Here is an 18,960-nt window from a genome sequence, read left to right on the forward strand (position 1 = left end):
AAGCCGCCTTTCTGCTTCATGAAAAAAGCGGATTAGGTGTCGTCACCCATACGAAGCGCTGCAATGAACGCCTCCTGCGGGATGTTGACGTTGCCGTACTCGCGCATCCGCTTTTTGCCCTCTTTCTGCTTTTCCAGCAGCTTTTTCTTGCGGCTCGCGTCGCCGCCATAGCATTTGGCGGTCACGTCCTTGCGCAGCGCGGCGATGGTTTCGCGGGCGATCACCTTGCCGCCGATCGCGGCCTGGATCGGGATTTTGAACATGTGGCGCGGGATCAGGTCTTTCAGGCGCTCGCACATGCCGCGGCCGCGGCTTTCGGCGGTGCCGCGGTGGACGATCATGCTCAGCGCGTCGACCGGCTCGTTGTTCACCAGGATGCTCATCTTGACGAGGTCGCCGGGGCGGTGGCCGATCTGGTGATAGTCGAACGACGCGTAACCGCGGCTGATGCTTTTCAGCCGGTCATAGAAATCGAACACGACTTCGTTGAGCGGCAGTTCATAGGTGATCTGCGCGCGGCCGCCGACGTAAGTCAGGTTTTTCTGGATGCCGCGGCGGTCCTGACACAGTTTCAGGATCGGGCCCAGATATTCGTCGGGGACGTAAATCACCGCCTCGATCCACGGTTCCTGAATTTCGTCGATGCGGTTCGGGTCGGGCATGTCGGCGGGGTTGTGGAGTTCGATCTCCTTCGCCGCCTCATTCTTGGTATGGCCCAGCTTCAGCTTGTACACCACCGACGGCGCGGTGGTGATCAGGTCGAGGTCATATTCGCGGCTCAGCCGCTCCTGAATAATCTCGAGGTGGAGCAAGCCAAGGAAACCGCAGCGGAAGCCGAAGCCGAGCGCGGCCGAGCTTTCCATCTCGAACGAGAAGCTGGCGTCGTTGAGGCGCAGTTTCTGGATTGATTCGCGCAATTTCTCGAAGTCGTTGGCGTCGGTCGGGAACATGCCGCAGAAGACAACGGGCTGGACTTCCTTGAACCCCGCCAGCGCCTGCGCCGCGGGCTTCTTCGCGTCGGTCACCGTGTCGCCGACGCGCGCCTGCGCAACGTCCTTGATCTGCGCGGTGATGAAGCCGATTTCGCCGGGGGCGAGTTCGGTCAGCTGTTCGATCTTGGGCGTGAAGCAGCCGACGCGGTCGATCAGATGCGTCGTTCCCGACTGCATGAACTTGATCTGCTGACCCTTTTTCAGCACGCCGTCGATCACGCGGACAAGGATGACGACGCCCAGATACGGGTCGTACCAGCTGTCGACGAGCATCGCGAGCAGCGGCGCGGTCGCGTCGCCCTTGGGCGGCGGGATGCGGGTGACGATCGCCTCCAGCGCCTCCTCGATGCCGATCCCGGCTTTGGCGCTGGCCAGCACCGCATTGTCAGCAGGCAGGCCGATGATATCCTCAATCTCGGCCTTCACCTTGTCGACGTCGGCCGCGGGAAGGTCGATCTTGTTGATAACAGGCACGATTTCATGGTCATGCTCGATCGACTGATAGACGTTCGCCAGCGTCTGCGCCTCGACCCCCTGCGCCGCGTCGACGACCAGCAGCGCGCCTTCGCACGCGGCAAGGCTGCGCGACACTTCATAGGCGAAGTCGACGTGGCCCGGGGTGTCCATCAGGTTGAGCTGATAGGTCTCGCCATCATGCGCCTTGTACGACAGGCGCACCGTCTGCGCCTTGATCGTGATCCCGCGTTCCTTCTCAATGTCCATATTATCAAGGACTTGCGCCGACATCTCACGCGCGGTCAGCCCGCCGGTGAACTGGATCAGCCGGTCGGCCAGCGTCGACTTGCCATGGTCGATGTGCGCGATGATGGAGAAGTTGCGGATATGGGACAAAGCTGTGGTCATGCGCCGCGCACTAGCAGCGGAAACGGGCGCTGTCAGCAGGGGAAGCACCACCGCCCGCCAGCGCCTGCAATCGCCGCGCATCCGGGCATCGGCGTCGCCCGAACCGCGCCCGATCGCGACCGAAGCTGCGCGCTTCCCCCTACTTCGCCGCCTTGTCGCTCACCGCCTTGATCACCAGCGCCTTGTCGTCGATCAGATAGCGCCGCGCGAGTGCCTGCAGCTCCGCCGGCGTGGCGGCTTCGACCTCGGCAATGCCCTTGCGGCTGCGGTCGAGGCGGTCGGCCTCGCTTGTCGCCTCCGAAACATAGTTCAGCCAATAGCTGTTCTCGCGCCGCGACTTGATCATCGCTTCGAGCAGCGGCCGCCGCGCACGGTCGAGCAGGTCGGCGTCGATCGGCGCATCGCGCAGTTCTCTGGCGATCGCGAAGATCGCCGCGCGCGTCGTCGCCAGATCCTTGTAATCGACGTTGCTGGTGGCCAGCAGATGGCCATAGCCCGGAAACTCCTCCGACAGGCTGGCGCCCGCCCCGGGGCTGTAGCTTTCGCCGAGCCGTTCACGCAGTTCCTCGGTCAGCTTCAATTGCATGGCGCGCGCGAGGAGGCTGAGCCGCATCGCCTCGCCAAGGTCGCTGTCGTCGCGCGCGGGCCAATACACGCGCAGTTCGGCCTGATCGGCGGGGCCCTTGTGGATCAGCGTGCGTTCGCTGCGATCGGTCGCATATTCGCGGATGCGCGCGGCGGGGCGTGGATCAAAGACGGCGCGGCGTTCGGGCAGCGCGCCGAAGGTTGCGGCAATCGCGTCGATCGCCGCCTGTTCGTCGATGTCGCCGACGACACCCACCTCGATCGCGCCATGGTCGAAACTGTCGGCAACCACCGACTTCAGCTGGGCCCAGTCGAGCGCCATCAGTTTCGCGAGCGGCGGTGTCTGCGAGCGGGGGTCGTCGTTGGCGAGAATGCCTCCCGCGTCGCGCGCCATCACCGCGGCGGGGGTCGCATCGTTCGCGGCATATTGCTGCGGCAACGAGCGGCGGATCAGCGCGAGACCATCGGCGCGATAGCCGGGATGGGTCAGATAGGCTGCCATCAGCTTGGCCTGCAGTGCGAAATCCTCGGGCGAGGTCAGCGCGGCCCCGCCAAAGGCATCGGTCCCGCTGCCAAAACTGGAACTGACCGTCTTGCCGGCAAGGATCGTGCGCAATTCGTCGAGGCTGTGCGCTTCGAGCCCGCCAAGAGTGAGCGATCCGGCGAGCGCGACGCGGGTCGGATCGTCGCGCGTCGCAAGCAGATTACCGCCATCGACGCGAAGCGAGAGATAGACGCGCTCCTTCTGAAAGTCGGTTTTCTTGATGTTGAGCATGACATTATTGGCGAAGCGGATGCGGCGGATGCCCAGATCCTCGACCAGTTCGTCGCTCACGACCTTTCCGGGCGGACCGAAATCATCATAGGCGAAGGCGATGCTGGCCGATGCGTCGGGCGCGGCGACCGCCACCTGCTGCGACGCGTTGAGCGCGGCGAGAACCGCCGCCGTGCCGCCTTCGAGCGGCTTTTTCGCGGTCACATAGGCGAGCGGGGCGCTCAGCCCGTCCATCCGTTTGCGGAAGGCGGCGCCGACCGCTTCGGCGGTCAGCGCGGGCGCGGAGGCTTCGAACAGCGACTGCGAGGTTTCGGGGCGAACGACGACGAAATCGCCTTTCGCCGCCTGAACGAGCACATCGGCCATCGTCGTGCTGCGCCGCGTCGTCACTCCGGCGACGGCATTTTTAAGCGACGTGCGGCGGTTCGCGAGTTGTTCGTCGACCTCTGCCTGCGTGAAGCCGTGCAGCATCGCGCGGCGAAGCTCCTGCTCGGCAAGCGCCAGCGCCTCCGGCCATGCACCTTCCTTGGCGACCGCGCCGACCGACACCTGATCGAAGATCTTCCAGCCCGATGCGTCGCTGAGATAGCCCGCGAGGATCGGCGAATCCTCGGCCAGCGCGATTTTCGCGAGGCGGCGACTGACGATCGCCTCGCCGACATCTTCGGCCAGACTGCGCGCGCGCTTTGCCTTGGTATCCAGTTCGTCGACCCATGGCTTGAACGCGGAGATCGTCACCGCGTCCTGAATCGCGGGGTCGATAAACGCATGCGCCGCCTCTGGCCGGGAATAGTCGATCGTGCCGATATCGGGATCCGCGCCCGCCGGGCCGCGCCCTTTCCAGTCGGTAAAGCGCGCCTTGATCTTCGCCTCGATCGCCGCCGGATCGAAATCGCCGACCATCACCAGTGTCGCGCGTTCGGGACGGTAATAGCGATCATACAAGTCGCGGATGCGCGCGGCGGGGGCGGTGCGGATCACCTCTTCGGTCCCGACCGGTATCCGGTTGGCAACCGTCATTCCCTCCATCTGGAACCCCAGTTGGTCGATCAGGCTGCGCAGTTGATAGGTGTCGCGCGCGCGCCTTTCGGACAGGATGATACCGCGTTCGCGGTCGACCGCGGCAGGGTCGATCGTCAACTCGCTCGCGGTTTCGCGCATCAGCATCAGACCGGTGTCGATCAGATCGTCCGACGCATTGGGCAGGTCGAGCTTATAAAGCGTCTCGTCGAAACCGGTCGAGGCATTGGTGTCGGCGCCGAACGCCAGCCCCTTGCGCTCGAGCAATTTGATCATCTCCCCCTCGGGCACCCCCTTTGACCCATTAAACGCCATATGTTCGAGGAAATGAGCGAGGCCGCGCTGATCGTCGGCCTCGGCAAAGCTGCCGACATCGAAGCGCATGCGCAGGACGACGCTGTCCTTGGGGGTGCTGTTTTTCAGCAGCGCATATTTCATCCCGTTGGGCAGCACCCCGAAGATGATGTTCGGATCAACCGGAATGTCGCTCGCGGCAAAATTCCATGCCTTAGCGGCAGCGGTTTGCGGATTGACCGCCGCGTTCTCCGCCCGCGGCGCCGAGGGCGCACGTGCCTCGACCGGAACGACAAGCGCGATAAGGACGAGGGGCGACAGCGCGGCCGAGGCGCGCCGGAAAATCTGGGAGTTCATGACGACAGATGTGGCTAGCCGCCGCCCTTCGGTCAAGCCATGGTCAGGCGATGCGATGAATGGGTTCGACCGACGACATCGGTTCGCGATCGGCCGCCTTCGCGGCATAGAGCGCGCGGTCGGCAACATCGAACAACTGACGCCCCGTCCGGCCATCGTCGGGCCAGCGTCCCACACCGACGCTGGCGCCGACATGGATGAGCTGATCCCCGACACGATAGGGCGCGGCGAGCGTAGCCAGAATATGATCGGCGATCGCGGTCGTCAGCAAGGGCGAGCCGGCGGGCGCAAGAATCGCAAATTCATCGCCGCCTTGGCGCGCGACCATCGCATGATCGCCGCAGGAAGCGCGCAACCGCGCCGCGACTTCGCAAAGCAGCGCGTCGCCGACAGCATGGCCGTGGCGGTCGTTGACCGGCTTGAAGCCGTCGAGATCGAGCAGCGCAATCGCAAAGCGCGACCCTGCTCCCGCAGCCGCAACTTCATCTTCGAGCCGCATGTCGAACTCACGCCGGTTCGCAAGGCCGGTCAACGGATCGGTATGCGCCAGCTCGCGCATCTGACGCTGAAGCTGCAACAGATCGATCAGCTGGCCGTGCTGCTGAATCATCATCCGCATCAGGAACAGCGTCGCCATGACCAGACTGGTTCCCGCAGCGATTTCGGGCGGATTGCCCGAGGTCAGCATCAACAGCGAAATCGGGCCGAGGCCGATCGTCAGATTGACGAAGGTCGCGAAGCGGATCGACGACAGGCAATAAGCGGTCGCGAGCGACCCCATCGCCATGACCATCGCATAATAGCTGTGTGTTTCGGGCGGCGCGGCGAGCCAGTTGACCACCGTCCAGCTGCTGCACATGAGCCCCGTCGTACCCGACAGCCAGGTCGCTTCCTTGATCATCCGGCGCGCGCGGCGCGGGCTCATCCGCCGGCCGCGATTATGCATCAGGAACAGAAATCCGAGGAGGCCAATCACTGCGAGCGTGACCGGAAAACCAACACGGATGATGGGGTGCACCGTCGCCACACCACCGTAAATGGCGGTCGGCGTCGTCGCCGCAAGCAGCAGAAACAGCATCGGCGTCAGCGTTTCGACGCGATTGGCCCGCAGCACCGCAACATCGTCGCGAATTTGCCGCGGAACAGGCGGAAAAAACCGCCGCTTCAATTTGATAAAGGCCCCCGTCATGGCTGCGAGGTAGCAAGCGCCGGTAAAACAACGGTTAAGGACATGAAACATAGCCTGTATTTGATGCAGGCAAGTATCGAGGCCGGGTCGTCAAAATATTAACCATGTTCGACGAAAGGAATCTTCATTTCATAACCATTGCGAGAGTTTCACCCATGTCCTTTGCTTCGCCAGACTTCCCCTCGCCTGTTCAGGTGGCTGCGTCGCCTCTGCCTTCCTCCCACCCCAGCTTGCCGCAACAGGATACGCCCACCGAACGGGCGGCGCGCGCGGCGCAGCTGGCGGCAGCACAAAGTGTCTATGTATGGACGACCGACGTGCCGACGCTTCCCGGCGTCCCACTCGCAACCCGGGTGCCGAAGAACGACACGCCGACGATCGCATGGTTCGCGATCCTGATCGGCGTCGGGCTGAACATCGTGCGAAACGCGCTGACGGTGAAGTTGGGCGGGGTCAGCAAGGGCGAACTCACCATTCCGCGAGCCACATATGAAGCCGCGCTTGCCGATTGTGATGCGATCGAGGCGTCGACCAGACATATCGCAATCGAGCATGGCGTCCACAGCGGCGGCAATATCTTCGAACGCGCCATCGGCGATGTCGAAAATGCGGTCGCGGCGGCCGAACGCGACCTGCATGTTACCCAGCTGAAGGAATATCGCGAGCGGATCGAGGATCTGATGAAGGTCAGCGAAGCCGAAGCAATGGAGCTGGGCAGCAAGACACCGCGCAGTATCGAGGCATATCGCGCGCTGTTTGCGACGCTGCCGGTTCCCGGCATCAGCTATATGTTCCAAGACGACAGTTGCTTCGCCCGGCTCCGCGTACAGGGGCCCAACTGCATGCTGATCGCCGCGGTGACGGGCGGGCTTCCCGCCAATTTTCCGCTGAGCGAAGCGAGATATCAAACGGTGGTGAACGGCGACACGCTGGCGTCCGCGCTTGCGGAGGGCCGCCTTTTCATGCTCGATTACAAGCCGCTCGAAATCCTGGACGCCGGAACCTGGCACGGAATGGCCAAATATGCGTGGCAGCCAATGGCGCTGTTCGCGGTGCCGCCGGGGGGATCATCGCTGGTCCCGGTTGCGATCCAGTGCGGACAGGACCCCGCCGACTATCCGATGTTCACGCCTTCACCCGCCGCCGACAGGCAATGGGGCTGGGAAATGGCGAAGCTGGTCGTACAGGTCGCCGACGGCAATTATCATGAACTGTTCACCCATCTCGCGCGCACCCATCTGGTGATCGAGGCCTTCGCGGTCGCCACGCATCGCCATCTGGCTGAAATCCACCCGATCTGGGCGCTGCTGGTCCCGCATTTTGAGGGAACGCTGTTCATCAACGAAGCGGCGGCGACCTCATTGATCGCCGCCGATGGCCCGATCGACCATATTTTCGCCGGCACGATCGCGTCGAGCCAGATGGCGGCGGTCGATGCGCGACTGGCGTTCGATTTCCACGGCAAGATGCTCCCCGCCGACCTCGCCGCGCGCGGAGTCGGTATCGACTCGGCGCTCGCCGACTATCCGTATCGCGACGACGCGCTGCTGGTGTGGAACACGATCCACGAATGGGCGCGGCAATATGTCGATCTTTATTATACGGACGACGCCGACGTCGCCGGCGACACCGAACTGGCCGCATGGGCGGCATGCCTCGCGGGCGAAGCAAAGATCAAAGATCTGGGCCCGGTCACCACCCGCAGGCAGCTGATCGATATATGCACGATGGTGATGTTCACCGCGAGCGCGCAGCATGCCGCGGTCAATTTTCCGCAAAAAGACATCATGGCCTTTGCCCCCGCCGTCACCGGCGCGGGGTGGCAGGCGGCGCCGACCGGACAGCGCGGCCACGACAAGGCCGGGTGGCTGGCGATGATGCCGCCGATGGCCCTCGCGCTCGAACAATTGAATGTGCTCGAGCTGCTGGGGTCGGTGCATTATCGCCCCCTCGGCGACTATCGCAGCAACGCTTTCCCCTATCCCAAATGGTTTCAGGACCCGCGCGTGACCGCGAAGGAGGGACCGCTCGCCTGGTTTCAGGCGGCGCTGGTCGGTGTCGAGACGCAAATTGTCGCGCGCAATGCGAACCGGATGCAGCCTTATCCGTATCTGCAGCCGAGCCTGATCCCGACGAGCATCAATATCTGACGGGGCAAAAACGAGAACCCCGGCAAAAGCCGGGGTTCCCTGCTCGCGCTCGGAAGTATCCCGGCTTTCGCCGGGATACAGCGTGGCTTAGCTGCCCTTTTTCTTCCGGTGGCTGTCGAGGTCGAGCACGGCATTCTCGCTGCCTTCGGGCAGCAGACCAAGGCGGCGCGCGACTTCCTGATAGGCTTCGACTTCGCCGCCAAGGTCACGGCGGAAACGGTCCTTGTCGAGCTTTTCGTTCGTCGTCATGTCCCACAGACGGCAGCCGTCGGGGCTGATTTCGTCGGCGAGGATGATGCGGCTGAATTCGCCGTCATACAAACGCCCGAATTCGAGTTTGAAGTCGACGAGGCGGATGCCGACCGCGGCGAACATGCCCGACATGAAGTCGTTGATGCGGATCGCCATGTCCTGAATATCGTGGAGCTCTTCCTGGCTGCACCAGTTGAAGCAGGCGATATGCTCTTCGGCGACCAGCGGATCGCCGAGTGCGTCGTCCTTGTAGCAATATTCGATCAGCGTGCGGGGAAGCTGCGTGCCTTCCTCGATCCCGAGGCGCTTCGACAGCGTGCCCGCGGCGACGTTGCGCACGATGACTTCGATCGGCACGATCTCGACCTGACGGATCAACTGCTCGCGCATGTTGAGGCGGCGGATGAAATGGTGCGGAACGCCTATATTGCCGAGCAGCGTGAAGACATGCTCCGAAATCCGGTTGTTGAGCACGCCCTTGCCGCTGATCGTACCCTTTTTCTGGGCGTTGAACGCGGTCGCATCATCCTTGAAATACTGGATCAGCGTCCCCGGTTCGGGACCCTCGTAAAGGATCTTGGCTTTGCCTTCGTAGATCTGGCGGCGACGGGCCATGGCGTTCAAACTTTCTGTCGGAACCAAAATGAATGACCCCGGCGAAAGCGACTCACGAAGAGGCACGGCGCCGGGGCGATGCGCGGGCCTATAGCGCCAAAGGTTGCGCGCGTCATCCCCGCCATCGCGCTTGCCATTTTTCCGTCGTCGCCCGCGAAGCCCGCGCCATAGTTTACGTTTACGTAAAGTGCTTGCGCTTCGGCACCGCGCTTGCAACGATGCCAGCGAAACCAAGGAGCAGAGACATGAGCTATGACCAGATTCGCCTCGACAAGCACGAAGGCATTGCCCTCCTGACGCTTCACCGGCCCGACCGGATGAACGCCTTCACTACCGAGATGATGCTGGAAATCGTCGCCGCGCTCGACGAATGCGATGCCGACGACGGCGTGCGTGCGGTGATCTTCACCGGATCGGGTGACCGTGCCTATTGCGCCGGCGCCGACCTCGGTCAGGGCGCCGCCACCTTCGATTATGACAAGCGCACCGACAAGGTCGCGACGCTGCCCGACGGCACATCGGCGAGCCCGATCGCCGAAGATGGCACGATCGACTGGTCGCACCCGCTGATCCGCGATTCGGGCGGCCGCGTGTCGATGCGCATCTTCGACTGCAAAAAGCCCGTCCTCGGCGCGATCAACGGCGCTGCGGTCGGCATCGGCGCGACGATGACACTGTCGATGGACGCCCGTCTCGCCAGCGAGACGGCGCGTTACGGCTTTGTTTTCGCCCGGCGCGGGATCGTCCCCGAAGCGGCATCGAGCTGGTTCCTGCCGCGCCTTGTCGGCATCCAGAACGCCGTCGACTGGTGCTTTTCGGGACGGCTGATCGACGCCGCCGAAGCGCATGAAAAGGGCCTTGTCCAGTCGGTGCACAAGCCCGGCGAGCTGGTCGACGCCGCCATCGCCAAGGCACGCGAGCTGACCGCCGACAGCGCCCCCGTGTCGGTCGCCCTCACGCGCCATATGCTGTGGCGGATGCTCGGTGCGCCGCACCCGATGAGCGCACACCGCTGGGACAGCCGTGTGATCTTCGCGCGCGGGCGCAGCCCCGATGCCGCAGAAGGCGTCACGAGCTTCCTCGAAAAGCGCCCACCCAATTTCTCTTCGAGCGTCGCGAACGACTATCCCTGGTTCGCCGAGTTCGAGGATACGCCGCCGTATAGCTGATTATCCTTCGCCCGCCGGAAGAAGGATAGGGAGCGTTGGGGCGCAGCGCTTAAGCGGACTTGGGTGAGAGGCTCAGACCAAGCGCATGTCCCCGACGACACCCCCTCACCCAGCTTCGGCTAGGCGGCAAGCCGCCAAGCCTGCACAACCCTCTCCCTCAAGGGAGAGGGGATAGGGGATTACGCCGCGTCGTACATCCGCCGCCCGTGCGCCGCCGTCATGCTGTGCGAGTTTTTCAGCGCCGGGCTGTGGCGGCGGATCGTCTCGACATTGTGCCAGCTGGCGGTCACCCGGTCGGGGGTGAGCGCCACGGTTACATAGCCGCGATCTTCGGTGTTCGCCCATTGAAGCTGCGGCGAGGAGGCACGCAGCGCCGCGACGCGCGCAGCGTCCGAGACCCCGGTCGTATAAGCCTCGAAACCCGGCGAAGTGACGCTGTGGCCGCCGATCTCGATCCCGGCCGGCCGGCCGTCGTGCGCCAGATCGAACGCCCAGGCGTTGTGGCTGTCGCCCGCGAGCATCACGAGATTGGCGTCGGCGGATTGCGCCGCGCCGAGCAGGCGGCTGCGCGCCGCCGGATAGCCGTCCCAGCTGTCCATATTGAGCGGCAGCCCTGCCTTGGCCGCGAGTTGCGAAATCTCGACCCGGCGTTTCACATAATCGGGTTGGTCGGCGCCGAACCAGCTCGCCGATTCGGGTGGGGTAAAGAGGGCGCCCGCCAATATCTGCTGCGCGCAGACCTGCCAGCGCGTACCGGCTTTGGATGACGACGCCAGCCCGCCGAACAGCCACGCCTCCTGATCGGCGCCGAGCAATTGACGCGCCGGATCGCGATAGCCGGTATCGGCGAATTGCCGCAGTTTCGCCGCCGCATCGCCGCCGCCCGCCAATATCTCGCCAAGCTCGAACGGCTTGTCGCGCGCAGTGATACGCGTTTCAGGAAGGAAGATCGTCGCGAGGTCCCCCACCTGATAGTCGCGCCAGCGTGCTTCTGCGATGGGCATCCATTCGCGATACGCACGCTCGGCGGCGGCGGCGCGGTCGCTCCAGCTGCCCTCGCCTTCATTGTGATTTTCGGCGCCGCCTTTCCAGGTGTCGTTGGCGAATTCATGATCGTCCCACTGGGCGATCATGGGGAACAGCTGGTGCAGGCGCTGCAGGTCGGGATCGCTGCGATAGGCGGCGTAGCGCAGGCGATAATCGGCGAGCGCGACCAGTTCCTGCGTCGGCTGAACGTCACGGCCGGGCAACGCATCCTTGCGCGACGGGTAATCCCCGGCCTTATATTCATAGAGATAATCACCGGCATGGACGACAAGGTCGATGTCGCCCCGCGCGGCGGCATGGCCATAAGCGTTAAACCAGCCGAACGGCAGGTTCGAACAGGAAAACAGCGCGAGAGTGAAGGCGCTCGTCGGCCCCGAGGGGAGGGTGCGGGTGCGCCCGGTAACCGATTTCGTGCCGTCGGGCGCGACGAAGCGATAGAAATACCAGCGCCCGGGCTCGAGCCCGTCGATCATGATCTTCGCGATATGATCGCGCGCGCCGCTTGCGGTCACGGTGCCGCCGCCGACGATATGAGCAAAGTCGGTGCTCTCGGAAATTTCCGCGGTCAGCGCGCTGTCGTTCGCCGCCGCATAGCGCGTCCAGAGGAGGATGGAATTCGGCCCCGGCTCACCGCTCGCGACGCCATGGGTAAAGCCCTGCGCCATCATCGCGGCGGCAGTACCGGGCAAGGCCAGCGCGGCGAGACCCGCCGTGCCGATGCCGATCAACTGGCGCCGCCCTATCTCTTGCCAAAGTTGATGCATCGCCGTCCTCCTGCAAATTTCTCGGGGCCTATGCCGGGCCTTTGTTACAGTCCCGCGCTAGCCCATGATGCCGAGTGCGAGCAGGAGCAGCATGAAGGTGACGACAGCATAAATGCTGAAAAACACCAGCAGAGAGGCGCGCACGAACGCCGCGAAACCCGACGAGCGATACGCCCCGCGCAACTGACGATACATATGGAATGGCACATAGAGGAGCGCCGCGGCAGTCGCGATATCGGCGAAAATCGTCAGGTTGAGCAGCCGGACCACGACAAAGAGGAGCAGCATGAAACTGATCGAATAGGTGACGAAGACGAAATGGTCGTATGTGTGGAAGCGCCGGCTGAACGGAAAGAGCAACCACATGAAAGGCAGTGACAGCGGAATCAGCGCCCAGGCGAATTTATAGGCGTTGGCCTGGAGCTTGTAGAAAAGCAGCCCCGGGTTCGCGATCGCCTTTTCAAGGCCATGATCGATGAAAGCGACCCCGGTATCGATCTTTGTCCGCGAAAGGAAATCGACCCCGGTCATCACCTGCTGCGTCGGATCGTCGAGCACCGGGGGCCCCTTGTCGAGCTCCGCCTTGCTCAAATTGCGCGCGACACCCAGATAGTCGGCGCTCTTCTGGAGTGCGTCGCGCTCTTCCTGCAATCGCTTCCGTTCGGCGGGTGGCAGATCGCGCTGCGACAAACGCGAATCGACGCGATCAACCTCTTCCTGAAAACCGGTCTTGATCGCATTGGCCTGCGTCTGTTCGGCTGCGGCCTTCTGCACATCGAGGCCGCCGACCGACCCCACGCCGACCATCGCGATCACCGCATAGGTCAGGAAGACCGCGAACAAAAACAGCGCGAGCGGCGAGATGAAGCTCGCGCGTTCACCGTGGATATAGCGACGGGTCAGATCGCCGGGCCGCCAGGCGAGCAAAGGCAGCGTGTTCCAGATCTTGCCTTCGAAATGAAAGATCGCGTGGATCAGGTCATGCCCGATCGCGCCGAAACTGCGATGGATATCGGCCTTTTGCCCGCAGCGATGGCAATGCGAACCGACGAGACTGGTCCCGCAATTTAGGCAACGCTCTTCGCCATGCCCGCCTTGCACCGCGCCATGTCCCGGCTCCACCGCCGAGCCTGCCAGCCCGGCTGTGATCGCTGCCCCAATGCCTTCGATATCCCCGCTCATACCCCCTGACTAAAGGCGCATGGGTTGCCGCGCAACGGGACTTTCGCAGCCCGCGCAAAGCATGATAGGGCGAACGCCATGAACGTCGAAACCCTGACCCCGCCGCCGTCGCTGGCCGATGCCGATACCCTGATCGCCGACATGGGCGCGCGCGCGCGCGTCGCGGCGAAACGGCTCGCGGTCGCCGCGACCACCGAAAAGGCGGCCGCGCTTCAAGCGGCCGCGCGCCAGTTGCGCGCAGAGGCGGCGGCTATCCTCGAAGCAAATGCCCGCGACATGGCGGCCGGCGAGAAAGCGGGACTCACGGGGGCGATGCTCGACCGGCTGCGGCTCGATGACACCCGGCTCGGCGGGATTGCCGATGCGGTCGAGGCGGTCGCTTCGCTGGCCGACCCTGTCGGGGCGGAGATCGATCGGTCGGTGCGCCCGAACGGGATGGCGCTCAGCCGCGTCCGCGTTCCGCTGGGCGTTGTCGGGATCATCTATGAAAGCCGCCCCAATGTCACCGCCGACGCAGCAGCGCTCGGGTTGATGTCGGGCAACGCCGTGATCCTGCGCGGCGGCAGCGAGGCGGTGCATTCGAACCGCGCGATCCACGCTGCGCTCGCGGCGGGCCTCGCCGAAACGGGCCTGCCCGCTGATGCGGTGCAACTGGTGCCGACGCAGGACCGCGCGGCGGTCGGCGCGCTGCTGCGCGCGCAAGGCCTGATCGACATCATCATCCCGCGCGGCGGCAAGGGGCTGGTCGCCCGTGTACAGGACGAGGCGCGCGTGCCCGTGCTCGCGCATCTCGACGGCATCAACCATCTGTATATCGATGGTGCCGCCGACCCTGCCAAAGCCGTCGAACTCGCGGTCAACGCCAAGATGCGCCGTACCGGCATCTGCGGCGCGACCGAAACCATCCTGATCGACCGCGCCTATCCCGCGCCCACCGCGATCATCGACGCGCTGATCGCGGCCCGGTGCGAAGTGCGCGGCGACAAGGCGATTGCGGCGCTCAGCCCGCATGTCGAACCTGCGACAGTGGGCGACTGGGACTGCGAATATCTCGACGCCATCGTGTCGATCGCCATGGTCGATGGCATAGGCGGCGCGCTCGCGCACATCGACGCGCATTCGAGCCGCCACACCGATGCGATCGTCACCGAGGATCGCGCCGCCGCCGAGCGCTTCCTCGCCGAAGTCGACAGCGCGATCGTCATGCACAACGCCTCGACCCAGTTCGCCGACGGCGGCGAATTCGGCCTCGGCGCCGAAATCGGCATCGCCACCGGCCGCCTCCACGCTCGAGGCCCTGTCGCTCTCGAAGGGCTGACGACGTATAAATGGCTGGTACGCGGCACGGGTCAGGTCCGGCCCTGAGACGCCGAATCCCCACCGGCCTTCTGGGCGGCAGTTTCAATCCCGCGCATGGCGGACATCGCGCGATCAGCCTCAATGCCATCGACGCGCTGAAGCTGGACGAACTATGGTGGCTGGTGTCGCCGGGCAATCCGCTGAAGCCCAAGGCCGGGATGGCGCCCCTTCCCGCACGCCTCGCCTCGGCGCAGCGGATGGCGCGGCGGTCGCCGATTCGCGCTACGGGAATCGAGGCCGAACTTGGCACGCGCTATACCGTCGACACGCTGAAAAAGCTGGTCCGCCGATACCCCAACCGCCAGTTCATCTGGATCATGGGGGCCGACAATCTGGTCCAATTGCCCCAGTGGCGCGACTGGCGGGGGATCGCGCGATTGATGCCGATTGCGGTTATCGCCCGTCCGGGCTATAATGACCGCGCCCATGCAAGACGTGCGATGGGATGGCTGCGACGATTTGTCCGCCCCGCAGACCTGAAAAGCCAATGGACAGACTGGAGACCGCCCGCCCTCGTGTTCCTGCGTTTTTCGCCCGATGTGCGATCCGCAACTGCGATACGGCAGGCAGACCCCCGCTGGTTTGAACGCTATGAAGGCCGCGCCTTGCGCGACCCGCTGACACGTTTGCGCCTGTCGGGACCCATCAGGAAAGGACGCATTTGATCTCCGCCCCCCAGGATGCCGCGCACGGCGCCGCACCCGCAAATGACAGCGTGGACGCGCTCCACGCGCTGATCCTCCACCAGCTGGACGAGGACCAGGCCCAGGAAACCATTTCCATCCCGCTTGCCGGTAAAAGCAGCATCGCCGATCATATGGTGATCGCGAGCGGCCGGTCAACGCGCCATGTCTCGGCCATCGCCGACAAGCTGGCGCAGCGGATCAAGCAGGAAGCGGGCCGTCTTGTTCGCGTCGAAGGGCTGCCCAATGCCGATTGGGTGCTGATCGATGCGGGCGATGTCATCGTCCACCTGTTCCGTCCCGAGGTGCGTAGCTTCTACAACCTCGAACGCATGTGGTCGTTCGGCGACGCGCCGCCGGTCCCCGCAGCAAATTGACGTGTTTGATCTGTTCGGCCTAAAGCCCGAACAGAAGCGGCACCAGCCCACTCCCCCTCCCGGCCTCCCATAGGCTACTATCGTCAGGGAGGCCGGGAGGGGGAGTGGGCTGGTGCCGCTTTCACCGAAGGTGAACGAAAACGTCATGTTGCTGCACATCATCGCGCGGGGGCGCATCGGGCGCGGGCCCGAGGCCGAGCTGGTCGAGCGTTATATGAAGCGCGTCGCCTGGGCGCAGAAAATTTCCGAGCTTCCGGATACGGGCGGTCGCATGCCTGCCGCAGCCGCAGGCAGCCGCACCATCCTGCTCGATGAGGGCGGCGAGCAGATGAGCTCGCTCGAATTCGCCAAATTGCTGGAAGTCTGGCGCGACGGCGGGGTACGCGAGGCGCGCTTCTGCCTCGGCGCCGCCGACGGCTTTACGCCTGAAGAGCGCGAAGGCGCCGCCAAGGTGATCGCATTTGGCCGCGCGACCTGGCCGCACCTGATGGCACGCGCGATGCTCGCCGAACAATTGTGGCGCGCCACCAGCATCATCGCGAACCACCCGTATCACCGCGAAGGCCGCCAATGAGGCGTAGCTTCGCCATATTGACGATCACTGCGGCCTTCGCCGGCGGCGCGTTCGCGCTGGCGCAGAGCGACATTTTCGACCCCGCCGCGATCGCCGTTCGCGAACAACAGCAATTGCTGGCTGCGAAAGAACAATCGGCCGCAGCGATGGCGCGTAGCGCCGCGCTGGAAAAACAGGCTGCGATGGCAATCGACGAAGCCGACCGGCTGAAAAAACGCAGTGCAGCGCTGGCCGCGCGCATCCAGTCGGCCGAGGCTGACATCAGCGCGGGCGAGGCGCGCGTCGCCCTTGTCCGCCGCCGCCTTTCCGCACAGCAGGCGCGGTTCGAACAGCAGCAGCGGCCGCTGCTCGAACTCACCGCCTCGCTCCAGCAACTCTCGCGCCAGCCGCCGGTCAGCGTGCTCGCGCAGCCGGGATCGCTGACCGACATGGTCCACGCGCGCGCGGTACTCGACGCGGTGATGCCCGTAATCGAACAACGCACCGCCGGTGTCCGCCGCGACCTGGCCGCACTACACCGAACGCGGCGTCAACAGGCGGTGGCCCTGAAGGCGCTGAGCGGCAGCAAGACGCAGCTCGCCGAGCGGCGCGACGCGCTGACCCGGCTCGAAAATGAGGGCAGGCTGCGGTCGCGCGAGTTGATGAGCAGCGCGCAGCTGGAGGCCGACCGCGCACTCGGTTTGGGCGAAAAGGCACGCGACATTGCCGAACTGATGGACGAGCTGGAGGCCGATGGGACGGTTCGTGCCGAGCTGGCGCAGCTCGCCGGACCGGCGCCGCGACCGCGCGATCCCACCAGCGCGATCCCCCACGCCGCCCCGCCCGCCACGAAAACCGACGAATTGACGCGCGGCGCCTATCGCCTGCCCGTCGTCGGGCGCATCGTCGCCGGACTGGGCGAGGTCAATGACAGCGGGGTGCGTTCGCGGGGATTGACGATCGCCGCGCGGCCCGGCGGCCAGGTCGTAGCCCCTGCGCCGGGCCGCGTCAGCTTTGCCGGCGACTATCGCGGCTATGGCAAGATCGTCATCATCGACCATGGCGGCGGCTGGATATCGCTGATGACCGGGATGATCGGCCTGTCGACCAATGTCGGCGACACGCTGGACGCCGGGGCGCCGATCGGCCGCGCCGGGTCCGACGACAGCCGGATCACAGTCGAACTGCGCCGCGCCGGTCACCCGATCGACATCGCCGCGATGCTTGGCTGAAGCGCCTCTTCCGGCCGGGACAGCACGCTTGACCGGCGCAGAAAGGCGTAGGAGGATGACGGACCGGGGATTATAAGGCGGGACATTTCTCGCGTGACTGAAAGACGCCCATGACCGAATCGACGAAGATCGCCACCACCCCGAAGCGCCGCTTTGCCCTGTGGCAGGGTGCTGCCGCGCTGAGTACGCTGGCGCTGGTGCCGCTGGCGACGGGTGCGATGGCGAGCGTCGATGCATCGACGCAAGCAGAAATCGCGCGCTTCATGGACGTCTATCTGGAAGTGAAGGCCAATTATGTCGAGCCGGTCAGCGACGACAAGCTGATCGAGGGCGCGATCAACGGCATGCTGGCCAGCCTCGACCCGCATTCGGGTTATCTCGATGCGCGCGGCTTTTCGAACCTGCGCACCCAGACCGACGGCGAATATGGCGGCCTGGGCCTGTCGGTGACGATGGAAGACGGCGTGGTCAAGGTGATCACCCCGACCGCCGACACCCCGGCCGCAAAGGCGGGCATCAAGGCCGGCGACTACATCACCCATATCAACAAGGAACTGATCTTTGGCATGACGCTCGACGAAGCGGTCGAGCAGATGCGCGGCCGTCCGGGCACCAAGATCGACATCACCATCGTCCGCGAAGGTCAGGACAAGCCGATCGAAATGTCGCTGACGCGCGAGATTATCGACCTGAAGCCGGTCAAATGGGAAGTGAAGGGCGACGTCGGCGTACTGACCGTCACCAGCTTCTCCGCCGACGCCACCCGCGACCTCAAAGCCGCAATGCTCGCGACCGAAAAATCGCTGGGCAAGAAACCGCGCGGCTGGATCCTCGATCTGCGCTCCAACCCCGGCGGCTTGCTCGATGAAGCCGTGGGGATCAGCGACCTGTTCCTCGAACGCGGCGAAATCGTGTCGCAGCGCGGCCGCAAGAAGAGCGATATGGAACGCTATTTCGCCGAACCCGGTGACGTCGCGCAAGGCGCTCCGGTGATCGTGCTGATCGACGCCGGTTCGGCCTCCGCCTCCGAAATCGTCGCCGGCGCATTGCAGGACCAGCATCGCGCGGTGGTGATGGGCGAGCGCAGCTTTGGTAAGGGATCGGTGCAGACGGTGCTGCCGCTGAGCGACACCACCGCACTGCGCCTGACTACGGCGCGCTATTACACGCCATCGGGGCGCAGCGTGCAGGAAGGCGGGATCGAGCCCGACATCCGCGTACCCCAGCTGTCCGATCCCGACTATGCCGCGCGGCCGAAGTTCCGCGAAAGCGACCTGCGGCGCCACCTCGTCAATGAGAAAAAGGTCGACGACGGCCTGCTCGAAAAGGATGAAAAGGCCGATCCGCGCTTTACCGAGACCCCCGAGCAACTGAAAGCCAAGGGGATCGAGGATTATCAACTGCATTATGCATTGCAGACGATCGGCCGCATCAATCCGGCGACGCCGCGGATGGCGCAGGGCACCAAGCCCGCCGCCAAGCCGACCCGCCGCAATTAAGG

The 18,960-nt window shown here is 64.5% G+C and carries 14 protein-coding genes; 8 read left to right on the top strand and 6 right to left on the bottom strand.

Annotated features, from left to right (window positions below; translation table 11 throughout):
• Window positions 1–32: 32 nt before the first annotated feature.
• The 3 genes from lepA to ACSYDV_RS02560 form a co-directional block, all read right to left on the bottom strand.
• Window positions 33–1,856: a translation elongation factor 4 gene (gene lepA, locus ACSYDV_RS02550; protein WP_438322169.1), complete on the bottom strand. Its 1,824-nt coding sequence runs from the start codon at window positions 1,854–1,856 to the stop codon at window positions 33–35.
• A 139-nt stretch (window positions 1,857–1,995) separates the two neighbouring features.
• Entirely contained in the window at window positions 1,996–4,887 is a 2,892-nt protein-coding gene (locus ACSYDV_RS02555; RefSeq protein ID WP_438322170.1) for a M16 family metallopeptidase, read from the bottom strand.
• A 43-nt stretch (window positions 4,888–4,930) separates the two neighbouring features.
• Entirely contained in the window at window positions 4,931–6,001 is a 1,071-nt protein-coding gene (locus tag ACSYDV_RS02560) for a diguanylate cyclase domain-containing protein (RefSeq protein ID WP_438322171.1), read from the bottom strand.
• A 230-nt stretch (window positions 6,002–6,231) separates the two neighbouring features.
• Here ACSYDV_RS02560 and ACSYDV_RS02565 point away from each other — a divergent pair, with 230 nt between their 5' ends.
• On the top strand, window positions 6,232–8,226 hold the full coding sequence (locus ACSYDV_RS02565; RefSeq protein WP_438322172.1) for a lipoxygenase family protein: 1,995 nt from the start codon (window positions 6,232–6,234) through the stop codon (window positions 8,224–8,226).
• An 87-nt stretch (window positions 8,227–8,313) separates the two neighbouring features.
• Here the strand turns inward: ACSYDV_RS02565 and purC are convergent, their stop codons facing one another.
• Window positions 8,314–9,093 carry a phosphoribosylaminoimidazolesuccinocarboxamide synthase gene (gene purC / locus ACSYDV_RS02570; RefSeq protein ID WP_088472761.1) on the bottom strand — a complete coding sequence of 260 codons (780 nt, stop codon included), beginning with the start codon at window positions 9,091–9,093 and terminating at the stop codon, window positions 8,314–8,316.
• Window positions 9,094–9,338: 245 nt separating this feature from the next.
• Here purC and ACSYDV_RS02575 point away from each other — a divergent pair, with 245 nt between their 5' ends.
• Window positions 9,339–10,262, top strand: a complete 924-nt coding sequence (locus ACSYDV_RS02575; protein WP_438322173.1) for a crotonase/enoyl-CoA hydratase family protein — start codon at window positions 9,339–9,341, stop codon at window positions 10,260–10,262.
• Window positions 10,263–10,441: 179 nt separating this feature from the next.
• On the opposite strand, the gene ACSYDV_RS02580 is transcribed toward ACSYDV_RS02575, so the two are convergent.
• Window positions 10,442–12,073 (bottom strand): alkaline phosphatase D family protein, encoded by a 1,632-nt coding sequence (locus tag ACSYDV_RS02580; RefSeq protein ID WP_438322174.1) that lies wholly within the window; start codon window positions 12,071–12,073, stop codon window positions 10,442–10,444.
• A gap of 57 nt (window positions 12,074–12,130) precedes the next feature.
• Entirely contained in the window at window positions 12,131–13,255 is a 1,125-nt protein-coding gene (locus ACSYDV_RS02585) for a DUF3667 domain-containing protein (protein ID WP_438322175.1), read from the bottom strand.
• Between the two features lie 78 nt (window positions 13,256–13,333).
• Here ACSYDV_RS02585 and ACSYDV_RS02590 point away from each other — a divergent pair, with 78 nt between their 5' ends.
• The 6 genes from ACSYDV_RS02590 (at window position 13,334) to ACSYDV_RS02615 (ending at window position 18,958) form a co-directional block, all read left to right on the top strand.
• Window positions 13,334–14,620: a glutamate-5-semialdehyde dehydrogenase gene (locus ACSYDV_RS02590; protein ID WP_438322176.1), complete on the top strand. Its 1,287-nt coding sequence runs from the start codon at window positions 13,334–13,336 to the stop codon at window positions 14,618–14,620.
• Window positions 14,584–15,279 carry a nicotinate-nucleotide adenylyltransferase gene (locus ACSYDV_RS02595; protein ID WP_438322177.1) on the top strand — a complete coding sequence of 232 codons (696 nt, stop codon included), beginning with the start codon at window positions 14,584–14,586 and terminating at the stop codon, window positions 15,277–15,279. The genes ACSYDV_RS02590 and ACSYDV_RS02595 overlap by 37 nt, the downstream gene beginning before the upstream one ends.
• On the top strand, window positions 15,276–15,674 hold the full coding sequence (gene rsfS / locus ACSYDV_RS02600) for a ribosome silencing factor (protein WP_438322178.1): 399 nt from the start codon (window positions 15,276–15,278) through the stop codon (window positions 15,672–15,674). Before ACSYDV_RS02595 ends, rsfS begins: the two co-directional genes overlap by 4 nt.
• A 145-nt stretch (window positions 15,675–15,819) precedes the next feature.
• A complete protein-coding gene (locus ACSYDV_RS02605) occupies window positions 15,820–16,248 on the top strand; it encodes a 23S rRNA (pseudouridine(1915)-N(3))-methyltransferase RlmH (protein WP_438322827.1) in 429 nt (142 codons plus the stop codon).
• Window positions 16,245–17,459 carry a murein hydrolase activator EnvC family protein gene (locus tag ACSYDV_RS02610; RefSeq protein ID WP_438322179.1) on the top strand — a complete coding sequence of 405 codons (1,215 nt, stop codon included), beginning with the start codon at window positions 16,245–16,247 and terminating at the stop codon, window positions 17,457–17,459. Before ACSYDV_RS02605 ends, ACSYDV_RS02610 begins: the two co-directional genes overlap by 4 nt.
• Window positions 17,460–17,569: 110 nt before the next feature.
• Window positions 17,570–18,958, top strand: coding sequence for a S41 family peptidase (locus ACSYDV_RS02615; protein WP_438322180.1), 1,389 nt, complete (start codon window positions 17,570–17,572; stop codon window positions 18,956–18,958).
• Window positions 18,959–18,960 lie beyond the last annotated feature (2 nt).

It is taken from the genome of Sphingopyxis selenitireducens (assembly GCF_051550705.1).
Taxonomy (GTDB): domain Bacteria; phylum Pseudomonadota; class Alphaproteobacteria; order Sphingomonadales; family Sphingomonadaceae; genus Sphingopyxis.

What these genes read in the sequence shown, in the direction of transcription:
- lepA (WP_438322169.1), bottom strand. Translation starts at nt 1,856, where the DNA reads ATGACCACAGCTTTGTCCCATATCCGCAACTTCTCCATCATCGCGCAC.
- ACSYDV_RS02555 (WP_438322170.1), bottom strand. Translation starts at nt 4,887, where the DNA reads ATGAACTCCCAGATTTTCCGGCGCGCCTCGGCCGCGCTGTCGCCCCTC.
- ACSYDV_RS02565 (WP_438322172.1), top strand. Translation starts at nt 6,232, where the DNA reads ATGTCCTTTGCTTCGCCAGACTTCCCCTCGCCTGTTCAGGTGGCTGCG.
- purC (WP_088472761.1), bottom strand. Translation starts at nt 9,093, where the DNA reads ATGGCCCGTCGCCGCCAGATCTACGAAGGCAAAGCCAAGATCCTTTAC.
- ACSYDV_RS02575 (WP_438322173.1), top strand. Translation starts at nt 9,339, where the DNA reads ATGAGCTATGACCAGATTCGCCTCGACAAGCACGAAGGCATTGCCCTC.
- ACSYDV_RS02580 (WP_438322174.1), bottom strand. Translation starts at nt 12,073, where the DNA reads ATGCATCAACTTTGGCAAGAGATAGGGCGGCGCCAGTTGATCGGCATC.
- ACSYDV_RS02585 (WP_438322175.1), bottom strand. Translation starts at nt 13,255, where the DNA reads ATGAGCGGGGATATCGAAGGCATTGGGGCAGCGATCACAGCCGGGCTG.
- ACSYDV_RS02590 (WP_438322176.1), top strand. Translation starts at nt 13,334, where the DNA reads ATGAACGTCGAAACCCTGACCCCGCCGCCGTCGCTGGCCGATGCCGAT.
- ACSYDV_RS02595 (WP_438322177.1), top strand. Translation starts at nt 14,584, where the DNA reads ATGGCTGGTACGCGGCACGGGTCAGGTCCGGCCCTGAGACGCCGAATC.
- ACSYDV_RS02605 (WP_438322827.1), top strand. Translation starts at nt 15,820, where the DNA reads ATGTTGCTGCACATCATCGCGCGGGGGCGCATCGGGCGCGGGCCCGAG.
- ACSYDV_RS02610 (WP_438322179.1), top strand. Translation starts at nt 16,245, where the DNA reads ATGAGGCGTAGCTTCGCCATATTGACGATCACTGCGGCCTTCGCCGGC.
- ACSYDV_RS02615 (WP_438322180.1), top strand. Translation starts at nt 17,570, where the DNA reads ATGACCGAATCGACGAAGATCGCCACCACCCCGAAGCGCCGCTTTGCC.